Below are 15118 nucleotides of genomic sequence, written 5' to 3' on the forward strand. Positions count from 1 at the left end.
GTGATCGCCGCCGTCAGCGTGGTCTTGCCATGGTCGACGTGGCCAATGGTGCCAACGTTGACGTGTGGCTTGCTGCGTTCGAATTTAGCTTTTGACATGAACGGCTCCCCGCATGATCCAAGTCGACAAGACGCGCCCGAGGCACGTAAAGGTTGCTCACGAAAATGGAGCCCATGACCGGAATTGAACCGGTGACCTCACCCTTACCAAGGGTGTGCTCTACCAACTGAGCTACATGGGCCTGAACTTTGCATTCTACTACAGCTTACGACCAAGCCAAACTTGGAGCGGGTGATGGGAATCGAACCCACATCATCAGCTTGGAAGGCTGAGGTTCTACCATTGAACTACACCCGCGAGGCACGATCATCGCAACGGTCGCGCTACCGACCCCGCAGAGGCGCCGCATCAGCCCGAAGACACCGCGACACCCGAACGACATTTGGTGGAGGGGGGAGGATTCGAACCTCCGAAGGCTGAGCCGTCAGATTTACAGTCTGATCCCTTTGACCGCTCGGGAACCCCTCCGAACGAGCTGCGCAGTCTAATGGCCCTTCCCCCTTCCGTCAACAGGAATCTTGCATCGATTCCAATCGACCCGCTCACGCCGCTCAGCCGGAGGAACCGAAGGCCCGCCACGATGGACGGGCCGTCATAATGTCATGATCAGCTGTTAACATCCGCGACTCGGATTCATCACACACCCGCTTATCCTAGAGAACAGAACCCAATGGATGTCACGATTTTTGGCAGCGGCTATGTCGGCCTCGTCACTGGAGTCTGCCTGGCCGAGGTCGGCAACAACGTCCTCTGCATCGACATCGACCCCAAGAAGATCGAGCTACTGAACAGCGGCGGCGTCCCCATCTTCGAGCCCGGTCTTGAGGAGCTGATCAAGAGCAACCGCGAGGCCGGTCGACTGCGTTTCTCGACCGACGCCGAGGCAGGGGTCAAGCATGGCCTCTTCCAGTTCATCGCGGTCGGCACGCCGCCCGACGAGGACGGTTCGGCCGATCTGCAATACGTGCTGGCCGTCGCCAAGAGCGTCGCCGAACACATGGATTCCTACCGCATCCTGGTAGACAAATCCACGGTACCCGTCGGAACCGCGGACAAGGTCGCCAAGGTCGTTCGAGACACGCTCGCGAAGCGAGGCGTCGACACCGAGTTCGACGTCGTCTCCAATCCGGAATTCCTCAAGGAAGGCGCCGCGATCGAGGACTTCATGCGCCCCGACCGCATCATCGTCGGCACCGACAACCCGCGAACCGGCGAGCTGCTGCGCGCGCTCTACGCGCCCTTCAACCGCAGTCACGACCGCCTCATGATGATGGACATCAAGTCCGCCGAACTGACCAAGTACGCCGCCAACGCCATGCTGGCGACCAAGATCAGCTTCATGAACGAACTCTCGAACATCGCCGAGGCGGTGGGCGCGGATATCGAAAAGGTCCGTGTCGGAATCGGCTCCGACCCCCGCATCGGCTACCAGTTCATCTATCCGGGCTGCGGCTACGGCGGCTCCTGCTTCCCCAAGGACGTGCGGGCATTGGAGCAGACGGCACGCGGCCTGGGCTACGAGCCCCAGCTGCTGCATGCCGTGGAGGCGGTCAACTTCCGCCAGAAGGAGGTCCTGTTCGACAAGATCAAGGCCCATTTCGGCGGCGACCTGACCGGCAAGACGATCGCCGTCTGGGGCCTCTCCTTCAAGCCCAACACGGACGACATGCGCGAGGCATCCAGCCGCGTGCTGATGGAGTCGCTATGGGACGCGGGCGCCAAGGTTCGGGCATTCGACCCGGTCGCCATGGACGAGACCACCCGCATTTACGGAGAACGCCCCGACCTCGACCTCGCGCCAGACGCCATGTCGGCGCTGGAAGAGGCCGACGCTCTGGTCATCGTCACCGAATGGGCGCAGTTCCGCAGCCCGAACTTCCAGTCGATCAAGGACAAGCTCAAACATCCGGTCATCTTCGACGGCCGCAATGCGATCGACGGACGCCTGGCCAGCTCGGCCGGCCTGAGCTACTACTCGATCGGGCGCCTCCCCCTGATCCCCGACTGATCGACCAGCGATCAGGGCCGAAAGGCCCTGATCCTATCCACGCGCAAGACCCCGAACACGGATGACCGCAGCGCTCAGAAGCGGCGCGTCCACCCCAGGCTCAATTCCAGCTGCTCCATATAGAGGCTGCCCGACTGGGCCCGAGTCAGGGTCGGACTGCGTCCGTCGAACGTCTCCTCCGGCATATAGGCGACCGAGAAGGCGAATTCGTCGCGACGGGTCGCGCGATACGAGGCACCCGCGGTCAGATGCCAGCGAATGGTAGCTGGAGAGAGGATATTGAACAGACCCTGGCGATCCGAGCGCAGGAAGTCGGTGTTGTAGCTGACACCCCCCATGAGACTCAGACGCTCGGTCGGGTCGTACTTCAGTCCCAGCTTGAACACGTCCATGCTCTCCCAGCCGAAGCCGACGCCGCCATTGGCGCCGAGACAATAGGAAGGCTTGGGAGAAGCTCCCTGACAGCCGGAGACGTCCACATCGTTCGAGTTGGCGATCGCATGCGTCTCGTCGTAGAAGATGTGCTGATAGTCGAAGGCCAGGGTCAGATTCGGACGCGCCTTGAAGGCCAGACCGAAGTTGAACATGGCCGGGATGTCGAAGGAGCCGCCATCCGCGAACAGGCCCGAGTAGTCGTCGAACTTCGACATCCAGACGGTGGTGCGATAGGAGGCGCCGAGCGCGAGCCGATCGCTCACCTCGCCATACCAGCCGACGTGAAGGCCGAAGCCGTAGCTCCAGTCGACCCCCTGATTGGTGACCTTGTCAGGCCGGACGGACAGCTGCTTGAAGGGCTCGAGACCGGTGGCCTCGAAACGCTGGACGGCGAGCACGGGGGCGATACCGACCGACTGCTTGCCGTCCGCCAGCTTATAGGTATAGGGAATCTCGATGAACAACTGCTCTAGATTGATCCCGGCTGGCGTCGTCGCGGTATAGATGCCGTCGGGATTCCCATTGACCGTCCCCTGCATCGGGGCGGTCACGGGAACGGGCCGCCCCGAGGAGAAATCGAAGATCGGCCCCATACTGCCATCCGGATAGGGACCGATGCGCTGATTGGGGTAGACGGCAAAATTCTCGAATGGCGGGCGGTCCTTGTACTTGGTGTTCATCCCTCCGTTGCCGAACACGCTCACGCCGATGGTGCTGCGCTCATCCAGCTGGTGGTTATATCCGAAGCTCGGGATCAGGAACCAGTCTCCGCTGCTGCCGTAACGCCCGGGCGTAATGAAGGAGCCGGCCGGCATGGAGACCGACCCGCCGGGCGTCTGGACCTGCTGGACGGGATAGTCGGCGTTCGCCTCGTAACCGCGCGGCGAAGGACTGAAGAAGGACACACCGGCGTCGAAGCTCTCTCCGACGAAGGCCATGCCTGCAGGATTGGTCGCCGACACCAGGGTATCCATCGGCAGAGCCGCCGCGACACCGGCCATCGCCTTCGATTTGATCCCCCACCCGTGCGAGAAATAACCATTCGTCGCCGACGCGGACGACGGCAGGACCAAGCCCGTCACCGCGACCACGGCAGCCAGAGAGCCCCCGATTCTTGTTTTCATAGACTACGTCACCCCTCGTATGAGACGACCGAGATCGATCGCCACTTTTTATCGTTTGCCGATCGGCTATCTTGCCGATCTGTTGTCCTGCCGCCCCGAGATCCAGCGCCGAAAAGCGCCGACACCAGACGACCAGATCCATGTCGGATCCCGAGACGCGGATTCAATGCGTAGGAACCACATTCGCTTCGGAATCGCCCGAGGCGACATGGACCGCACCGACTCCAGCCGCCACTCGGCGACGCAAGGAATCTTGTCAAAATGCATGAAGCTTGAAAACTTTTGTTATTTATCGATTACTTATAAAGCAACCATAGCCGCCCGACGAGACAGGAATCCGGACAGGACAGGGCTGAACGACAGCAAACGCCCCAAGGCGCCAACAAACAGCAAGGGACAATTCAGACTCGACAGGCGCCGAGGATAGAGAGGAAGCGGCGAGCGGAAACGAACAGGGGACACAGAGGGCGCCGACGAAGCGACGCAAAGCGAGGAATATCGGCGAACGGCCGAGCTAGCGCTGCGAATGCAGGGCGTTCATGGCCAACTGGAACTCGCCGCCGATCAGATCCGGCAAACGGCGGTCGGCGTCGTCCAGAGCATCGCGGATGCGGGAGGCGTCATCGCGCGAGGGATGACCGAGCACATAGCCGGTCACCAGGGTACGGTCGCCTGGATGCGCGATCCCGATGCGCAGACGCCAGAAATCACGCGTCCCTAGCGCGGAAATGGTGTCGCGCAGACCATTGTGGCCGGCATGCCCGCCGCCTTGCTTGAGACGTACCGCACCGACCGGCAGATCCAGTTCGTCGTGCGCGACCAGGATCCGCTCAGGGGCGATATCGAAATAGCGCGCCACGGCCGAGATGGACTGACCGCTGCGGTTCATATAGGTCATGGGTTTGAGCAGACGAACGTCCGCCCCCGAGAGCGCGACCCGACAGAGATCGCCGTGGAACTTGGTCTCGGAACGGAAGGATTCGCGGCACGCCTCGGCAACGGCGTCCACGAACCAGAAACCCACGTTGTGGCGCGTCGCTTCGTACTGGGCGCCGGGATTCCCCAGGCCCACGATGAGCCGGATGCCCGCGTCTGCCATGGCGTCTGACCAGATATATCGATGAAATGAGAGGACGAGGCGGAAACGGCGCCCGACGGGGAGCGCCGTCTCGCACGAAGATCGGGAGGATCAGGACTCTGCGCCCTCGCCTTCCTCTTCCTCTTCGTCACCGCCGGCACGCGCACCATGGACCACGACGACCGGCTCGTCCGGATCCGGAACATGGGACAGGGCGACACCCTCGGGCATGGAGAGCTCGGAGAGATGGACGATGGCGCCGACCTCGAGCTCGCTCAGATCCACCGCGATGAACTCGGGCAGATCCTTCGGCAGACAGACGATCTCGACCTCGGTGATGTTGTGCGACACTTGGCCGCCCGCCTTGACGCCCTTGCACGTGTCTTCGTTCAGGAAGTGCAATGGAACGACCATCTTCAGCGTTTCGCCCTGCGAGACACGCATGAAATCCACATGCAGGATGAAGGGCTTGGCGGGGTGACGCTGCAGATCCTTGAGCACCACCTTGGCGCTCCTGTCGCCCAGCTTGAGGTCGAGGATATGCGAATAGAATGCCTCGTGCTCGAGGTGCTTGAGCAGCTCGTTATGCGACACGGAAACCATCTCCGGCTCCTCATGGGCACCGTAGACGATTGCGGGCACCCGACCCGAGCGGCGCAGGCGGCGGCTCGCACCCTTCCCTGACTCCGCTCGAGGCTGCGCGATGACGTCGAAATTCACGCTCATTGGCGTTCTCCAGTTGAATGAAACGAAAGACGCCGGATCCCGCGACCAGGATCCGGCGCTGTTGCGGGATGCCGATGGCACCCCGCGGCGGCGCTCATGCGCTCAATCGACGAAGAGCGAGCTGACCGACTCCTCGCTCGAGATCCGACGCATGGTCTCGGCCAACAGCTCGCCGATGCTCAATTGACGGATCTTTCCGCACGCCACGGCCTCCGGGCGCAGCGGAATGGTATTGGTGACCACCAACTCGTCGAGCTGCGAGGACGAGATGTTCTCGACCGCAGGCCCGGACAGCACGGGGTGGGTACAGTAGGCCACGACCTTGCGCGCGCCGTGATCCTTCAATGCCTCGGCCGCGCGGCAGAGGGTTCCGGCGGTATCGACCAGATCGTCGACCAGTACGCAGGACCTGCCGCGCACGTCGCCGATGATATTCATGACCTGGGCCTCGTTGGCGCGCGGCCGACGCTTGTCGATGATGGCCAGATCGGCATCGTCGAGCCGCTTGGCCAGCGCGCGCGCGCGCACCACACCGCCCACGTCGGGCGAGACCACCATCAGATTCTCGTGCTCCTGGCGCCAGACGTCGCCGAGCAGAATCGGCGAGGCATAGACGTTATCGACCGGGATGTCGAAGAAGCCCTGAATCTGATCGGCGTGCAGATCGACCGTCAGCATGCGGTCGGCGCCGGACTGACTGATCATCTTGGCGACCAGGCGCGCGGTGATGGGCACGCGCGCCGAGCGCGGCCGGCGGTCCTGACGGGCATAGCCGAAATAGGGAACCACGGCGGTGATCCGCTTGGCCGACGACCAGCGCAGGGCGTCGATCATCACCAGCAGCTCCATCAGGTTGTCATTGGTGGGCGCACAGGTCGGCTGCACGACGAAGATGTCGCGCCCCCGCACGTTCTCCTGAATCTCGGCCATGACCTCGCCATCGCTGAACTGACCGACGACGGCCTTGCCGAGCGGCAGATTGAGATGGGCAACGACCTCGGAAGACAAACCGGGATTGGAGTTCCCGGAAAAGACCATCAGTTGGCTGGCGGGCACAGGCACTGTCCTGTCGACTCGGAGATAACTAGACGTGACGTCTGGAGTGAATGGCTGGGGTGCCAGGATTCGAACCTGGGAATGCCGGGATCAAAACCCGGTGCCTTACCACTTGGCGACACCCCAATATGATTTCGGCCGATCCACGAGCGGGATCCGCATCATCAGCCGAAACCCGACCCCGCTCAGGACGCGGCAATCAGAGACGGACTGACGATTTCCTGATCGAGCCGATCGAGCAGAGGCGACCGGTTCAATCCTCGAGCAACGAATGCGCGAAGCGCCTCCGGCGCCGCCCGACAGGCATCCAGGGCCCGATCCCGCTCTTCGAACCGAGCGAAGACACAGGCGCCGGTTCCAGTGAGCCGGCCACCACCCCAGCGATCCAGCCATTCGATGGCCTCGGCGACGGGCGGATATTCGCGACGCACGACAGGAAGGCAGTCATTGACCGCATCCCCGCTCAAGAAGTCCGCTAGTTTGATGCAAGAGGAATCCCTTGTCAATTCAGGATGGCAAAAGACGTCCCTGGTCGAAACCGAGCAGGCGGGCACCAGAACCAGATACCAGGGCTGGGGAAGATCGACGGGCTCGAGCCGCTCGCCCACCCCCTCGGCCCAGGCCGCGCGACCGCGCACGAACACGGGGACGTCGGCCCCGAGAGGCAAGGCGATCTCGGACAGCGCGTCCTCGCTCAGGCCCGTCCCCCAGAGATGATTCAGGGCAACCAGGGTGGTCGCGGCATCCGAACTGCCGCCACCCAGCCCTCCACCCATGGGCAGCACCTTATCGCACCGGATATCGGCACCGAGCCGACAGCCGGTCGCCTGCTGCAGCGCGCGCGCGGCACGCACCGTCAGATCCTGGTCCTCGGGCACCCCGGACAGCGCCCCCAGACGCCGCACCACCCCGTCGTCGCGCACATCGAGCCACAGCTGGTCGCAGCGATCGACGAACTGGAAGACCGTCTGCAATTCGTGATAGCCATTCTCGCGCCGGCCCACGACGCGCAGCATCAGGTTGAGTTTCGCCGGGGCAGGCCAGGAGGCACCGGAAACGGCGGTCGATCGATGAGTCATCTGAAACCTTCCTTCGATGTCTTGGGATTCGCGCCCGGGGCATCGGTCCGAGAAACCCGGTGACGACCGATCACCTCCTGCAGATAGCGATGATCCGGATAGTCCTGGGCCGCGGCATCCCAGACCGCCCAGGCCTCGGACCGACGCCCCAGCGCCCACAAGGTTTCTCCGAGATGGGCCGCGATTTCGCCGTCGTTCATCATCTCCAGTGCCCGCCTCAGGAATCCGAGGGCGGCATCATAATGCCCGAGACGGAAATTCACCCACCCCATGCTGTCGAGGATCGCCGGCTCGTCCGGCTTGAGCGCATAGGCCCGCTCGATATAGCCCAGCGCCTCCCGATAGCGGCCGGTGCGATCCGCGAGCGTATAGCCCAGGGCGTTCAGGGCATCCGCATGATCGGGGTCCTCGGCCAGGATAAGTCGCAGATCCTGCTCAGCGAGCGCCAGGTTGCCGAGCTTGACCGCGTAGAGCGCACGCGCGTAGCGCAGGCTCGAATCATCGGCATGCGTCTCGAGCGCCGCCGTGTAGACAGCCATCGCGGCGTCGCTCGCCCCCACCTCATCGAGAATCTCGGCCTCGACCATGAAGAGGGGCGCCGCATCCTCCGGCGAGCGGTCGCGCAACCGCTGCAGGATCTCGCGCGCCTTGGCCACATCGCCGGATTTGGCGTAGAGGAAGGCCATGCGGACCTTGGCATCCGAGGCGTTCGCCCCCTCGACCTTGGCGTACCAATCGAGCGCCGCCGACGGATCGTTGGCCCGCTCCTCGGTCTGCCCCAGATAGAAGGCCGCCTCGCTCTCGCGCTCGCCGGTCTCGAAAAGTCGCGTGAAATAGATCCGCGCACCGTCCAGGTCGTCGAGCTGGAGCGAGAGGACGCCCATGGCGAAGAGCACGTCGGGCTCCTTGGGACGGTTGCGCAGCAGACGCTCGAAGACATCGCGCGCGGTCGTGAACTCCTGCTCCTCGACCAGAAACTGTCCGTAGAGCATCCTCAGCGCATGATCGTCCGGACTTTGGCTGACGAAACCCTCGAGCAGCAACCTCGCCTCGTCACGCTTGCCCTGCGTCAGCATCAGCCGCACCAGGAACAGACGCGGCGCATCCCACTCGGGACGCAGCTCCATCGCCCGCCGCGCCGCCGCATCGGCCACCTCGAACCGGGACGCGCTCGCCGCGACCATGGCCAGCGACTGCTGGGCATCCGCACTCTCCGGGAAGCGCTCCACCAGGGACTGCATGAGGCCGACGCGCTCCTCGACATCAGGGACGCGCGAAACGATGGCGGCGGCCTGAGCGAAGGGCGAGCCCTTGGGATCCCGGCTCAATTCGACCAGGCGCATCAGATGGATCAGTGCGCCTTCGCGATCCTTGGCCTTGATCCGCAGGAAGGCCGCGACCTGATGCGCCGCCACGGCATCGGGCGCCAGCTCCAGCCAGAGGGCGATCGCGCGACCGGCCGAGGCATCGTCGTCGCGGCTGATCGCGGCCCGCACGGCCAACTCGGCCATCTGCGCCGAGCGCGTCAGCTCGGCGGCCCGAAGATAGTGGACGAAGGCCGTCGCCATGTCTCCCCGACGCCCGGCGACCTCTCCGACCAGCACCGCATAGATCTGATCCGGAGTGAGCCCGGTGACGTCCGTCGGTTCTTCGGTGGCCTTGGGATCGAGGTTCGCGGATCGAGCGCCCGTCGACGCCGAGTCGCTCAAGGCCGAGGCCGGCCCAGCGCCGAGCAAGGCGCAGGCGACGGCCAGGGCCGACGAGGTGGAGAGGGAGGCAATGCGTGACATGAGAATAATGGACCCGCTGGAAGTAGTGAGTGCGTTGCGAGCGTGCGTCTGCGACTGGGATCGCAGTATATCCAAGCAGTTCCGCGATCCGACAGTCAGCCTATAATGATTCCGGCCAGCCCCTCTGCCAACGACGAGGGACCGCCGCGCAAACTCCGAAGTGAATGCGCTGCGTCAAACAGGCGCGACATAAGCGCCGGGGCTGCGGATCGCCCGATGAAGATATTTCAGTTGAAAGATTGTTAGAATTAGGTCGTTTTGCATCCGGAAGATGCGCGGACAGCATGGCACGCGGGTCTCCCACGAGCGCCGCCGCCAAATCCCCGCCAGAGGGAACCGGGTCGGCGGATGTCGTCGAAATCGCCATTCCAGGCCGTCACATACGAATATCATCACAATATCAACATGAAGCTGCTTGCCCTCGGACTCAACCACAAGACCGCGCCGGTCGATATCCGCGAACGCCTTGCCTTCGGGCCTGACATCATCGCGGGCGCGCTACGCGACCTGACCAACTGCAATGCCGTCTGCGAAGGTGTGATCCTCTCGACCTGCAACCGCACCGAGCTCTATTGCGCCGTTCAGGATGGCGCCGAGGCAGAGGTTCGCCGCTGGCTGAGCGGTTTCCACGGCCTCGAGCACGAGCGTGTCGACCCCTTCCTCTACGCCCACGCCGACCGCGATGCAGTCACGCACCTGCTGCGCGTCTCGAGCGGACTGGATTCCCTGGTGCTCGGCGAGCCGCAGATCCTCGGGCAGGTCAAGACCGCCTACCAGACGGCGACCGACTGCACCGCGACCGGCAAGCTGCTGGGCCGGCTGTTCCAGCACACCTTCTCGGTCGCCAAGACCGTGCGCACCGAGACCGCGATCGGCAGCAGCCCGGTCTCGGTCGCCTTCGCCGCGGTCAACCTCGCACGCCAGATCTTCAGCGACCTCTCGCAGCAGACCGCCCTGCTGATCGGCGCGGGCGAGACGATCGAGCTGGCGGCCCGCCACCTCCATCACAACGGCATCGGCCGCATCATCGTCGCCAACCGCACGGTCGAGCGCGCGCACGACCTCGCCGCCCAGTTCGACGGCTTCGCCATCTCGCTCACCGAGATCGCCAACCACCTGCCCGAGGCCGACATCGTCATCGCCTCCACGGCGAGCCCACTGCCCGTCCTCGGCAAGGGCACGGTCGAGCGCGCGCTCAAGAAGCGCAAGCACCGCCCGATATTCATGGTCGACATCGCGGTCCCGCGCGACATCGAGCCCGAGGTCGGCGATCTGAGCGACGTCTATCTCTACACCATCGACGACCTCCAGACCGTCATCGACGAGAGCCTGCGTTCGCGCCAAGCCGCCGCCGAGCAGGCCGAGGAGATCATCGACTTCCATTCGGGCGAATTCATGGCCTGGCTGCGTTCGCTCGATGCCGCCGGCCTGATCCAGGACTACCGTCAGCGCGCCGAGGAGCTGCGCGACGAGGTGCTGTCGCGCGCCAGACGTCAGCTCGATGCCGGCAAACCGCCGGCCGAGGTGCTCAACTTCCTCGCCCACACCCTGACCAACAAGCTCCTGCACGCACCCAGCTCCAGACTGCGCCAGGCCGCCCGCGACGGCGACGCAGGCATCCTGGAAGCCGCCAACGAGCTGTTCCAACTCGACCAGACGCGGCTGAACGCCAATCCATGAATCCATCGATCCGGGGCAAGCTGGAGCGCATCTCCGAGCGCTTCGGCGAGGTCATGGCCCTGCTGGCCGACGCGGAGACACAGGCGAACGCCAACCGCTTCCGCGACCTGAGTCGCGAATACGCCCAGCTCGAACCGCTCATGGAATGCTACGGGCGGTTCCTGGCCGCCGAAGAGGACATGGGGACGGCCGAGGAGATGCTCGCCGACCCCGAGATGGCCGCGCTCGCCAAGGACGAGATGGCCGCGGCCGCCGCGCGGCGCAACCAGCTGGAGCCTGAGCTGCACCGTCTGCTGATCCCGGCCGACCCCAACGATCAGCGCAACATCTTCCTCGAGGTCCGCGCCGGAACCGGCGGGGCCGAGGCGGCGCTGTTCGCCGGCGACCTGATGCGCATGTACATCCGCTACTCCGAGCTCCAGGGCTGGCGCACCGAGCAGATCTCCGAGAGTCCGGGCGAGCTGGGCGGCTACAAGGAGGTCGTGATCCGCATCGCCGGCAACGGCGTCTATTCGCGGCTCAAGTTCGAGCCGGGCGCCCACCGCGTCCAGCGCGTTCCCGAAACCGAATCGCAGGGACGCATCCATACCTCCGCCTGCACGGTGGCGGTGCTGCCCGAGGTCGAGTCGATCGACGCCATCGACATCAGCCCGAGCGACCTGCGTATCGACACCTACCGCGCATCCGGGGCCGGTGGCCAGCACGTCAACAAGACCGACTCGGCGATCCGCATCACCCACCTCCCCTCGGGCATCGTGGTCGAATGTCAGGAGGAGCGCTCGCAGCACAAGAACCGGGCCAAAGCGATGTCGCTGCTGCACGCCAAACTGCTCTCCGGGGCGCGCGATACCCAGGCATCGGAACAGTCCGAGTCGCGCAAGCTGCAGGTCGGCAGCGGCGACCGCTCGGAGCGTATCCGGACCTACAACTTCCCCCAGAACCGACTCACCGACCACCGCATCAACCTCACGCTCTACAAGCTCGACGAGGTCATGAACGGACAGCTCGATCAGGTGATCGAACCGCTTCTGACGGAGTATCAGTCCGAGCAGCTGGCCGCCATGATGGACGGCTGATGCCGGCTGACGACAACCCGCCCAGAGGCATCGGCGCCGTCCTCGAGACGGCGACCGAGGCGCTTCGAGACGTCCCTGACGGCTCGCCGTTCATCGAGGCGCAGATCCTGCTCGGCCTGGCCACGGGACTGTCGCGCACCCAGATGCTCGCCTGGCCCGAGCGAAATCTCGCACCCGACCAGGAGACCCGTTTCGCGGATCTGCTGAATCGCCGCATCGCCGGCGAACCGATCGCCTACATCCGGGGCCGGCAATCCTTCTGGACCTTCGACCTGAGGGTCACGCCCGACACGCTCATCCCGCGCCCCGAAACCGAACTTCTGGTCGAGACGACGCTCGATCGGCTCCAGAGGACCAGCGGTTTGCGCGTCGCCGACCTGGGAACAGGAAGCGGCGCCATCGCCGCGGCCCTGGCGTTGGAGCGCCCCGAGTGGCACCTGATCGCCACCGAGCGCTCGGGCGCGGCGCTGGAGATCGCGCGGCAGAATTTCGACGACCTCCATCTCCAGAGGATCGCTCCGGTCCAGACCCACTGGCTGACCCCCTTCGCCGACGCCGGTCTCGACGCCATCGTCAGCAACCCGCCCTACATCGCCGCCGTGGATCCGCATCTCGAGCGCGGCGATCTGCGCTTCGAGCCGCGCCAGGCACTGACACCCGAGGGCGACGGACTGGATGCGATCCGCGTCATCGCCGTCGAGGCCCGGCGCTGTCTGCGCCCGGACGGACTGGTCGCCGTCGAGCACGGATTCGACCAGGGCGAGGCGGTGCATAGGATCTTCACCGCTCAGGGACTGCTCGCGGTCGAGACCCGCCAGGACCTGGCGGGTCTCGACCGGATCACGCTGGGCTATCGCTGAATCCCCCGGCGCGCAGCGAGACGGACGTTTCGCGCATCCAGCGCTCGACGCGGGATTTGAGCTCCTCCGCCCCGCCCTCGCAACCCATCGGCTCGCCGATCACGAGCCGGATGGTCCCGGGAATGCGCCAGATGGAGCGCGCCGGCCAGCAATCGCCAGCGTTGTGAACCATGGGAACCACGCGTCGGCCGGCATGACAGGCCAGCCTGGCACCACCCGGATTGAATGGGCCAATACAGCCCGGCGGCTGACGCGTCCCCTCCGGATAGATGACCACGCTGACACCGGCGTCGAGACGCTCCTTGCCCTGTCGCAGCAGCATCTTCATGGCATGCACGGGCTTGCTGCGATCGATCGCGATCGGCCGCAGCAGCGACACGGCCCAGCCGAAGAAGGGCACCTGGAGCAGTTCGCGCTTGAGCACGGTCGCCTGGGGCGAGACCAGCACCTGGAGGAAGAAGGTCTCCCATTCGCTCTGATGATTGGCCATGACGACCACCGCCTGGTCGCGCGGGAGATTCTCCCGGCCGATCACCTCGATCCGGATACCGTTCAAATGTCGCAGCAGCCACATGGAGAGATGCGTCCAGAGGTTGACGAATCGGTAGCGTTGCTCGAAATTCATCAAGGGCGCCAGCAGCAGGCTCAAGGAGCCGTGCAGAATGCCGAGCAGGTTGTAGAGAACGAAGAAAAGGAGGCTTCGCAGCCTGATACTCAGGCCCACATGCGTTGCGGTCATGGCGTCTATCGATCGTCGATGTGGAGTCTTGTGGATTCGGGCGCCCGATTATAGCGAGCTCATCGCACAAAACCGCCAAGCGACGGACCCAAAAAGCACGCAGACACGATTAAAAAATTAATCTTGATTATTTCGAGCGCCCGATTAGCATAGTGCCTCCATGGACATTCCAGACGCCGAACGCATCAAACAGCGCGAGATCGCCTTCCATGCGGTCCATCCCAATCCGCGCCAAGCGGAGACGGCGGCCCTTTTCCTGGCCGATGTCGACGGCATACTGAGTGCCGACATCGCCTCGCCGATCCTGCTGCGCATCAGCTACGACGTGCTCAAGACCAGCCTGCAGGAAATCGAATCGGCCTTGACCGAGCTCGGGCTGCATCTCGACGATCGGCTCTTCTACCGCCTCCGACGCGCCCTGCACCACTACACGGAGGAAACGGTGCGCGCCAACAGCGATTGTCAGACCTGTGAGAGCACCTGCACCGAGAAGCTCTTCGCCAAACGCTACGAACTCATCGAGCACGGCTGCCGCGACGACCGTCCGGAGCACTGGCGCCGTTATCTCTGACACCCCCGCGACCGAGCCGGCGCCCGCCCCTCAGACGCAGGCACCGCTCGCGATCGCGCAACTCCGCCCCGCCATGAACGACGACCAACTGCTCCGCTACAGCCGCCAGATCATGCTGCCCGCATTCGGCATCGAGGCCCAGGAACGCCTGGCCGCCTCCAGGGTACTGGTCGTCGGCCTGGGCGGGCTCGGATCGCCGGCGGCCATGTATCTGGCCACCGCCGGCGTGGGACATCTGCTGCTCGCGGATTTCGACGCCGTGGATCTGTCCAACCTCCAGCGCCAGATCCTGCACACCAGCGACCGCATCGGCATGCCCAAGGCGGACTCGGCACGCATCGCCCTGCAGGCGCTCAATCCGGAGGTGAGGCTGACCTGCATCAAGCGCAGCCTGACCGAGGAGCAGCTGCCGCAACTGCTGGCCGGGGTGGATCTGGTGGTGGACGCAAGCGACAACTTCCCCACCCGCTTCGCGCTCAACCGCGCCTGCGTCGCCGCGCGAATCCCTCTGGTCTCCGGGGCGGCGATCCGCATGGAGGGACAGGTCGCCGCCTTTTCGGGACACGCGGGCGCGCCTTGCTATCGCTGTCTCTATCCGGACGACGGCAGCATCGACGAGACCTGTACGGCCAACGGCGTCCTCGCCCCCCTGGTCGGCATCATCGGCAGCGTCCAGGCGGCCGAGGCGATCAAGATCCTGACCGGGGTCGGCCAACCTCTGTTCGGACGACTCCTGCTGCTGGATGCCGCGCGCATGGAGTGGCGCAGCCTGACACTGCACGCCGACCCGGAATGCCCGGTCTGTTCGGGTCGTTAGCGACCGGCGCGATCAGGAA

General features: G+C 64.5%; 14 protein-coding genes and 4 tRNA genes. 6 read left to right on the top strand and 12 right to left on the bottom strand.

Going from position 1 to position 15118, the window contains the following annotated elements; all coding sequences use genetic code 11:
• The 4 genes from D779_RS21585 to D779_RS06690 form a co-directional block, all read right to left on the bottom strand.
• Nucleotides 1-98: GTP-binding protein (locus D779_RS21585; RefSeq protein ID WP_043756394.1), on the bottom strand; the 98-nt coding region annotated here is incomplete at its 3' end.
• A 67-nt stretch (nucleotides 99-165) separates the two neighbouring features.
• Nucleotides 166-241: transfer RNA gene (locus D779_RS06680), tRNA-Thr, on the bottom strand.
• A 42-nt stretch (nucleotides 242-283) separates the two neighbouring features.
• Nucleotides 284-357: transfer RNA gene (locus D779_RS06685), tRNA-Gly, on the bottom strand.
• An 86-nt stretch (nucleotides 358-443) separates the two neighbouring features.
• Nucleotides 444-528 (bottom strand) — tRNA-Tyr (locus tag D779_RS06690).
• A 202-nt stretch (nucleotides 529-730) separates the two neighbouring features.
• Here D779_RS06690 and D779_RS06695 point away from each other — a divergent pair.
• Nucleotides 731-2068: a UDP-glucose dehydrogenase family protein gene (locus D779_RS06695; RefSeq protein ID WP_043751453.1), complete on the top strand. Its 1338-nt coding sequence runs from the start codon at nucleotides 731-733 to the stop codon at nucleotides 2066-2068.
• A gap of 74 nt (nucleotides 2069-2142) precedes the next feature.
• On the opposite strand, the gene D779_RS06700 is transcribed toward D779_RS06695, so the two are convergent.
• The 7 genes from D779_RS06700 to D779_RS06730 form a co-directional block, all read right to left on the bottom strand.
• Complete coding sequence (locus D779_RS06700) at nucleotides 2143-3627, bottom strand: OmpP1/FadL family transporter (protein WP_043751456.1); 1485 nt, start codon at nucleotides 3625-3627, stop codon at nucleotides 2143-2145.
• A 514-nt stretch (nucleotides 3628-4141) separates the two neighbouring features.
• Nucleotides 4142-4726, bottom strand: coding sequence for an aminoacyl-tRNA hydrolase (gene pth, locus D779_RS06705; RefSeq protein WP_043751460.1), 585 nt, complete (start codon nucleotides 4724-4726; stop codon nucleotides 4142-4144).
• Between the two features lie 90 nt (nucleotides 4727-4816).
• Nucleotides 4817-5431: a 50S ribosomal protein L25/general stress protein Ctc gene (locus D779_RS06710; protein ID WP_043751463.1), complete on the bottom strand. Its 615-nt coding sequence runs from the start codon at nucleotides 5429-5431 to the stop codon at nucleotides 4817-4819.
• A 102-nt stretch (nucleotides 5432-5533) separates the two neighbouring features.
• Nucleotides 5534-6487, bottom strand: a complete 954-nt coding sequence (locus D779_RS06715; protein ID WP_043751467.1) for a ribose-phosphate diphosphokinase — start codon at nucleotides 6485-6487, stop codon at nucleotides 5534-5536.
• A 51-nt stretch (nucleotides 6488-6538) separates the two neighbouring features.
• Nucleotides 6539-6613, bottom strand: a tRNA-Gln gene (locus D779_RS06720).
• Between the two features lie 59 nt (nucleotides 6614-6672).
• Nucleotides 6673-7566 carry a 4-(cytidine 5'-diphospho)-2-C-methyl-D-erythritol kinase gene (ispE, locus tag D779_RS06725; protein ID WP_043751471.1) on the bottom strand — a complete coding sequence of 298 codons (894 nt, stop codon included), beginning with the start codon at nucleotides 7564-7566 and terminating at the stop codon, nucleotides 6673-6675.
• Complete coding sequence (locus D779_RS06730) at nucleotides 7563-9356, bottom strand: tetratricopeptide repeat protein (RefSeq protein WP_052347901.1); 1794 nt, start codon at nucleotides 9354-9356, stop codon at nucleotides 7563-7565. Before D779_RS06730 ends, ispE begins: the two co-directional genes overlap by 4 nt.
• 405 nt (nucleotides 9357-9761) lie before the next feature.
• On the opposite strand from D779_RS06730, the gene hemA reads away from it, so the two are divergent.
• Genes hemA through prmC form a run of 3 tightly spaced genes read left to right on the top strand, consistent with a single transcriptional unit; the run spans nucleotide 9762 to nucleotide 12972 of the window.
• Nucleotides 9762-11036, top strand: a complete 1275-nt coding sequence (gene hemA, locus D779_RS06735; RefSeq protein WP_043751538.1) for a glutamyl-tRNA reductase — start codon at nucleotides 9762-9764, stop codon at nucleotides 11034-11036.
• The gene (gene prfA, locus D779_RS06740; protein ID WP_043751475.1) at nucleotides 11033-12112 is read left to right on the top strand and encodes a peptide chain release factor 1; all 1080 of its coding nucleotides are present in this window, start codon (nucleotides 11033-11035) and stop codon (nucleotides 12110-12112) included. Before hemA ends, prfA begins: the two co-directional genes overlap by 4 nt.
• Nucleotides 12112-12972 carry a peptide chain release factor N(5)-glutamine methyltransferase gene (prmC, locus tag D779_RS06745; protein ID WP_052347902.1) on the top strand — a complete coding sequence of 287 codons (861 nt, stop codon included), beginning with the start codon at nucleotides 12112-12114 and terminating at the stop codon, nucleotides 12970-12972. The genes prfA and prmC overlap by 1 nt, the downstream gene beginning before the upstream one ends.
• Here the strand turns inward: prmC and D779_RS06750 are convergent.
• Complete coding sequence (locus D779_RS06750; protein ID WP_043751478.1) at nucleotides 12953-13711, bottom strand: lysophospholipid acyltransferase family protein; 759 nt, start codon at nucleotides 13709-13711, stop codon at nucleotides 12953-12955. The genes prmC and D779_RS06750 overlap by 20 nt on opposite strands.
• A 160-nt stretch (nucleotides 13712-13871) precedes the next feature.
• Between D779_RS06750 and D779_RS06755 the strand changes: the two genes are divergently transcribed.
• Nucleotides 13872-14282: a hypothetical protein gene (locus D779_RS06755; protein ID WP_043751481.1), complete on the top strand. Its 411-nt coding sequence runs from the start codon at nucleotides 13872-13874 to the stop codon at nucleotides 14280-14282.
• A 73-nt stretch (nucleotides 14283-14355) separates the two neighbouring features.
• Nucleotides 14356-15099, top strand: coding sequence for a HesA/MoeB/ThiF family protein (locus tag D779_RS06760; protein ID WP_043751484.1), 744 nt, complete (start codon nucleotides 14356-14358; stop codon nucleotides 15097-15099).
• Nucleotides 15100-15118: the final 19 nt, after the last annotated feature.

This window comes from Imhoffiella purpurea (genome assembly GCF_000585215.1).
Taxonomy (GTDB): domain Bacteria; phylum Pseudomonadota; class Gammaproteobacteria; order Chromatiales; family Chromatiaceae; genus Imhoffiella; species Imhoffiella purpurea.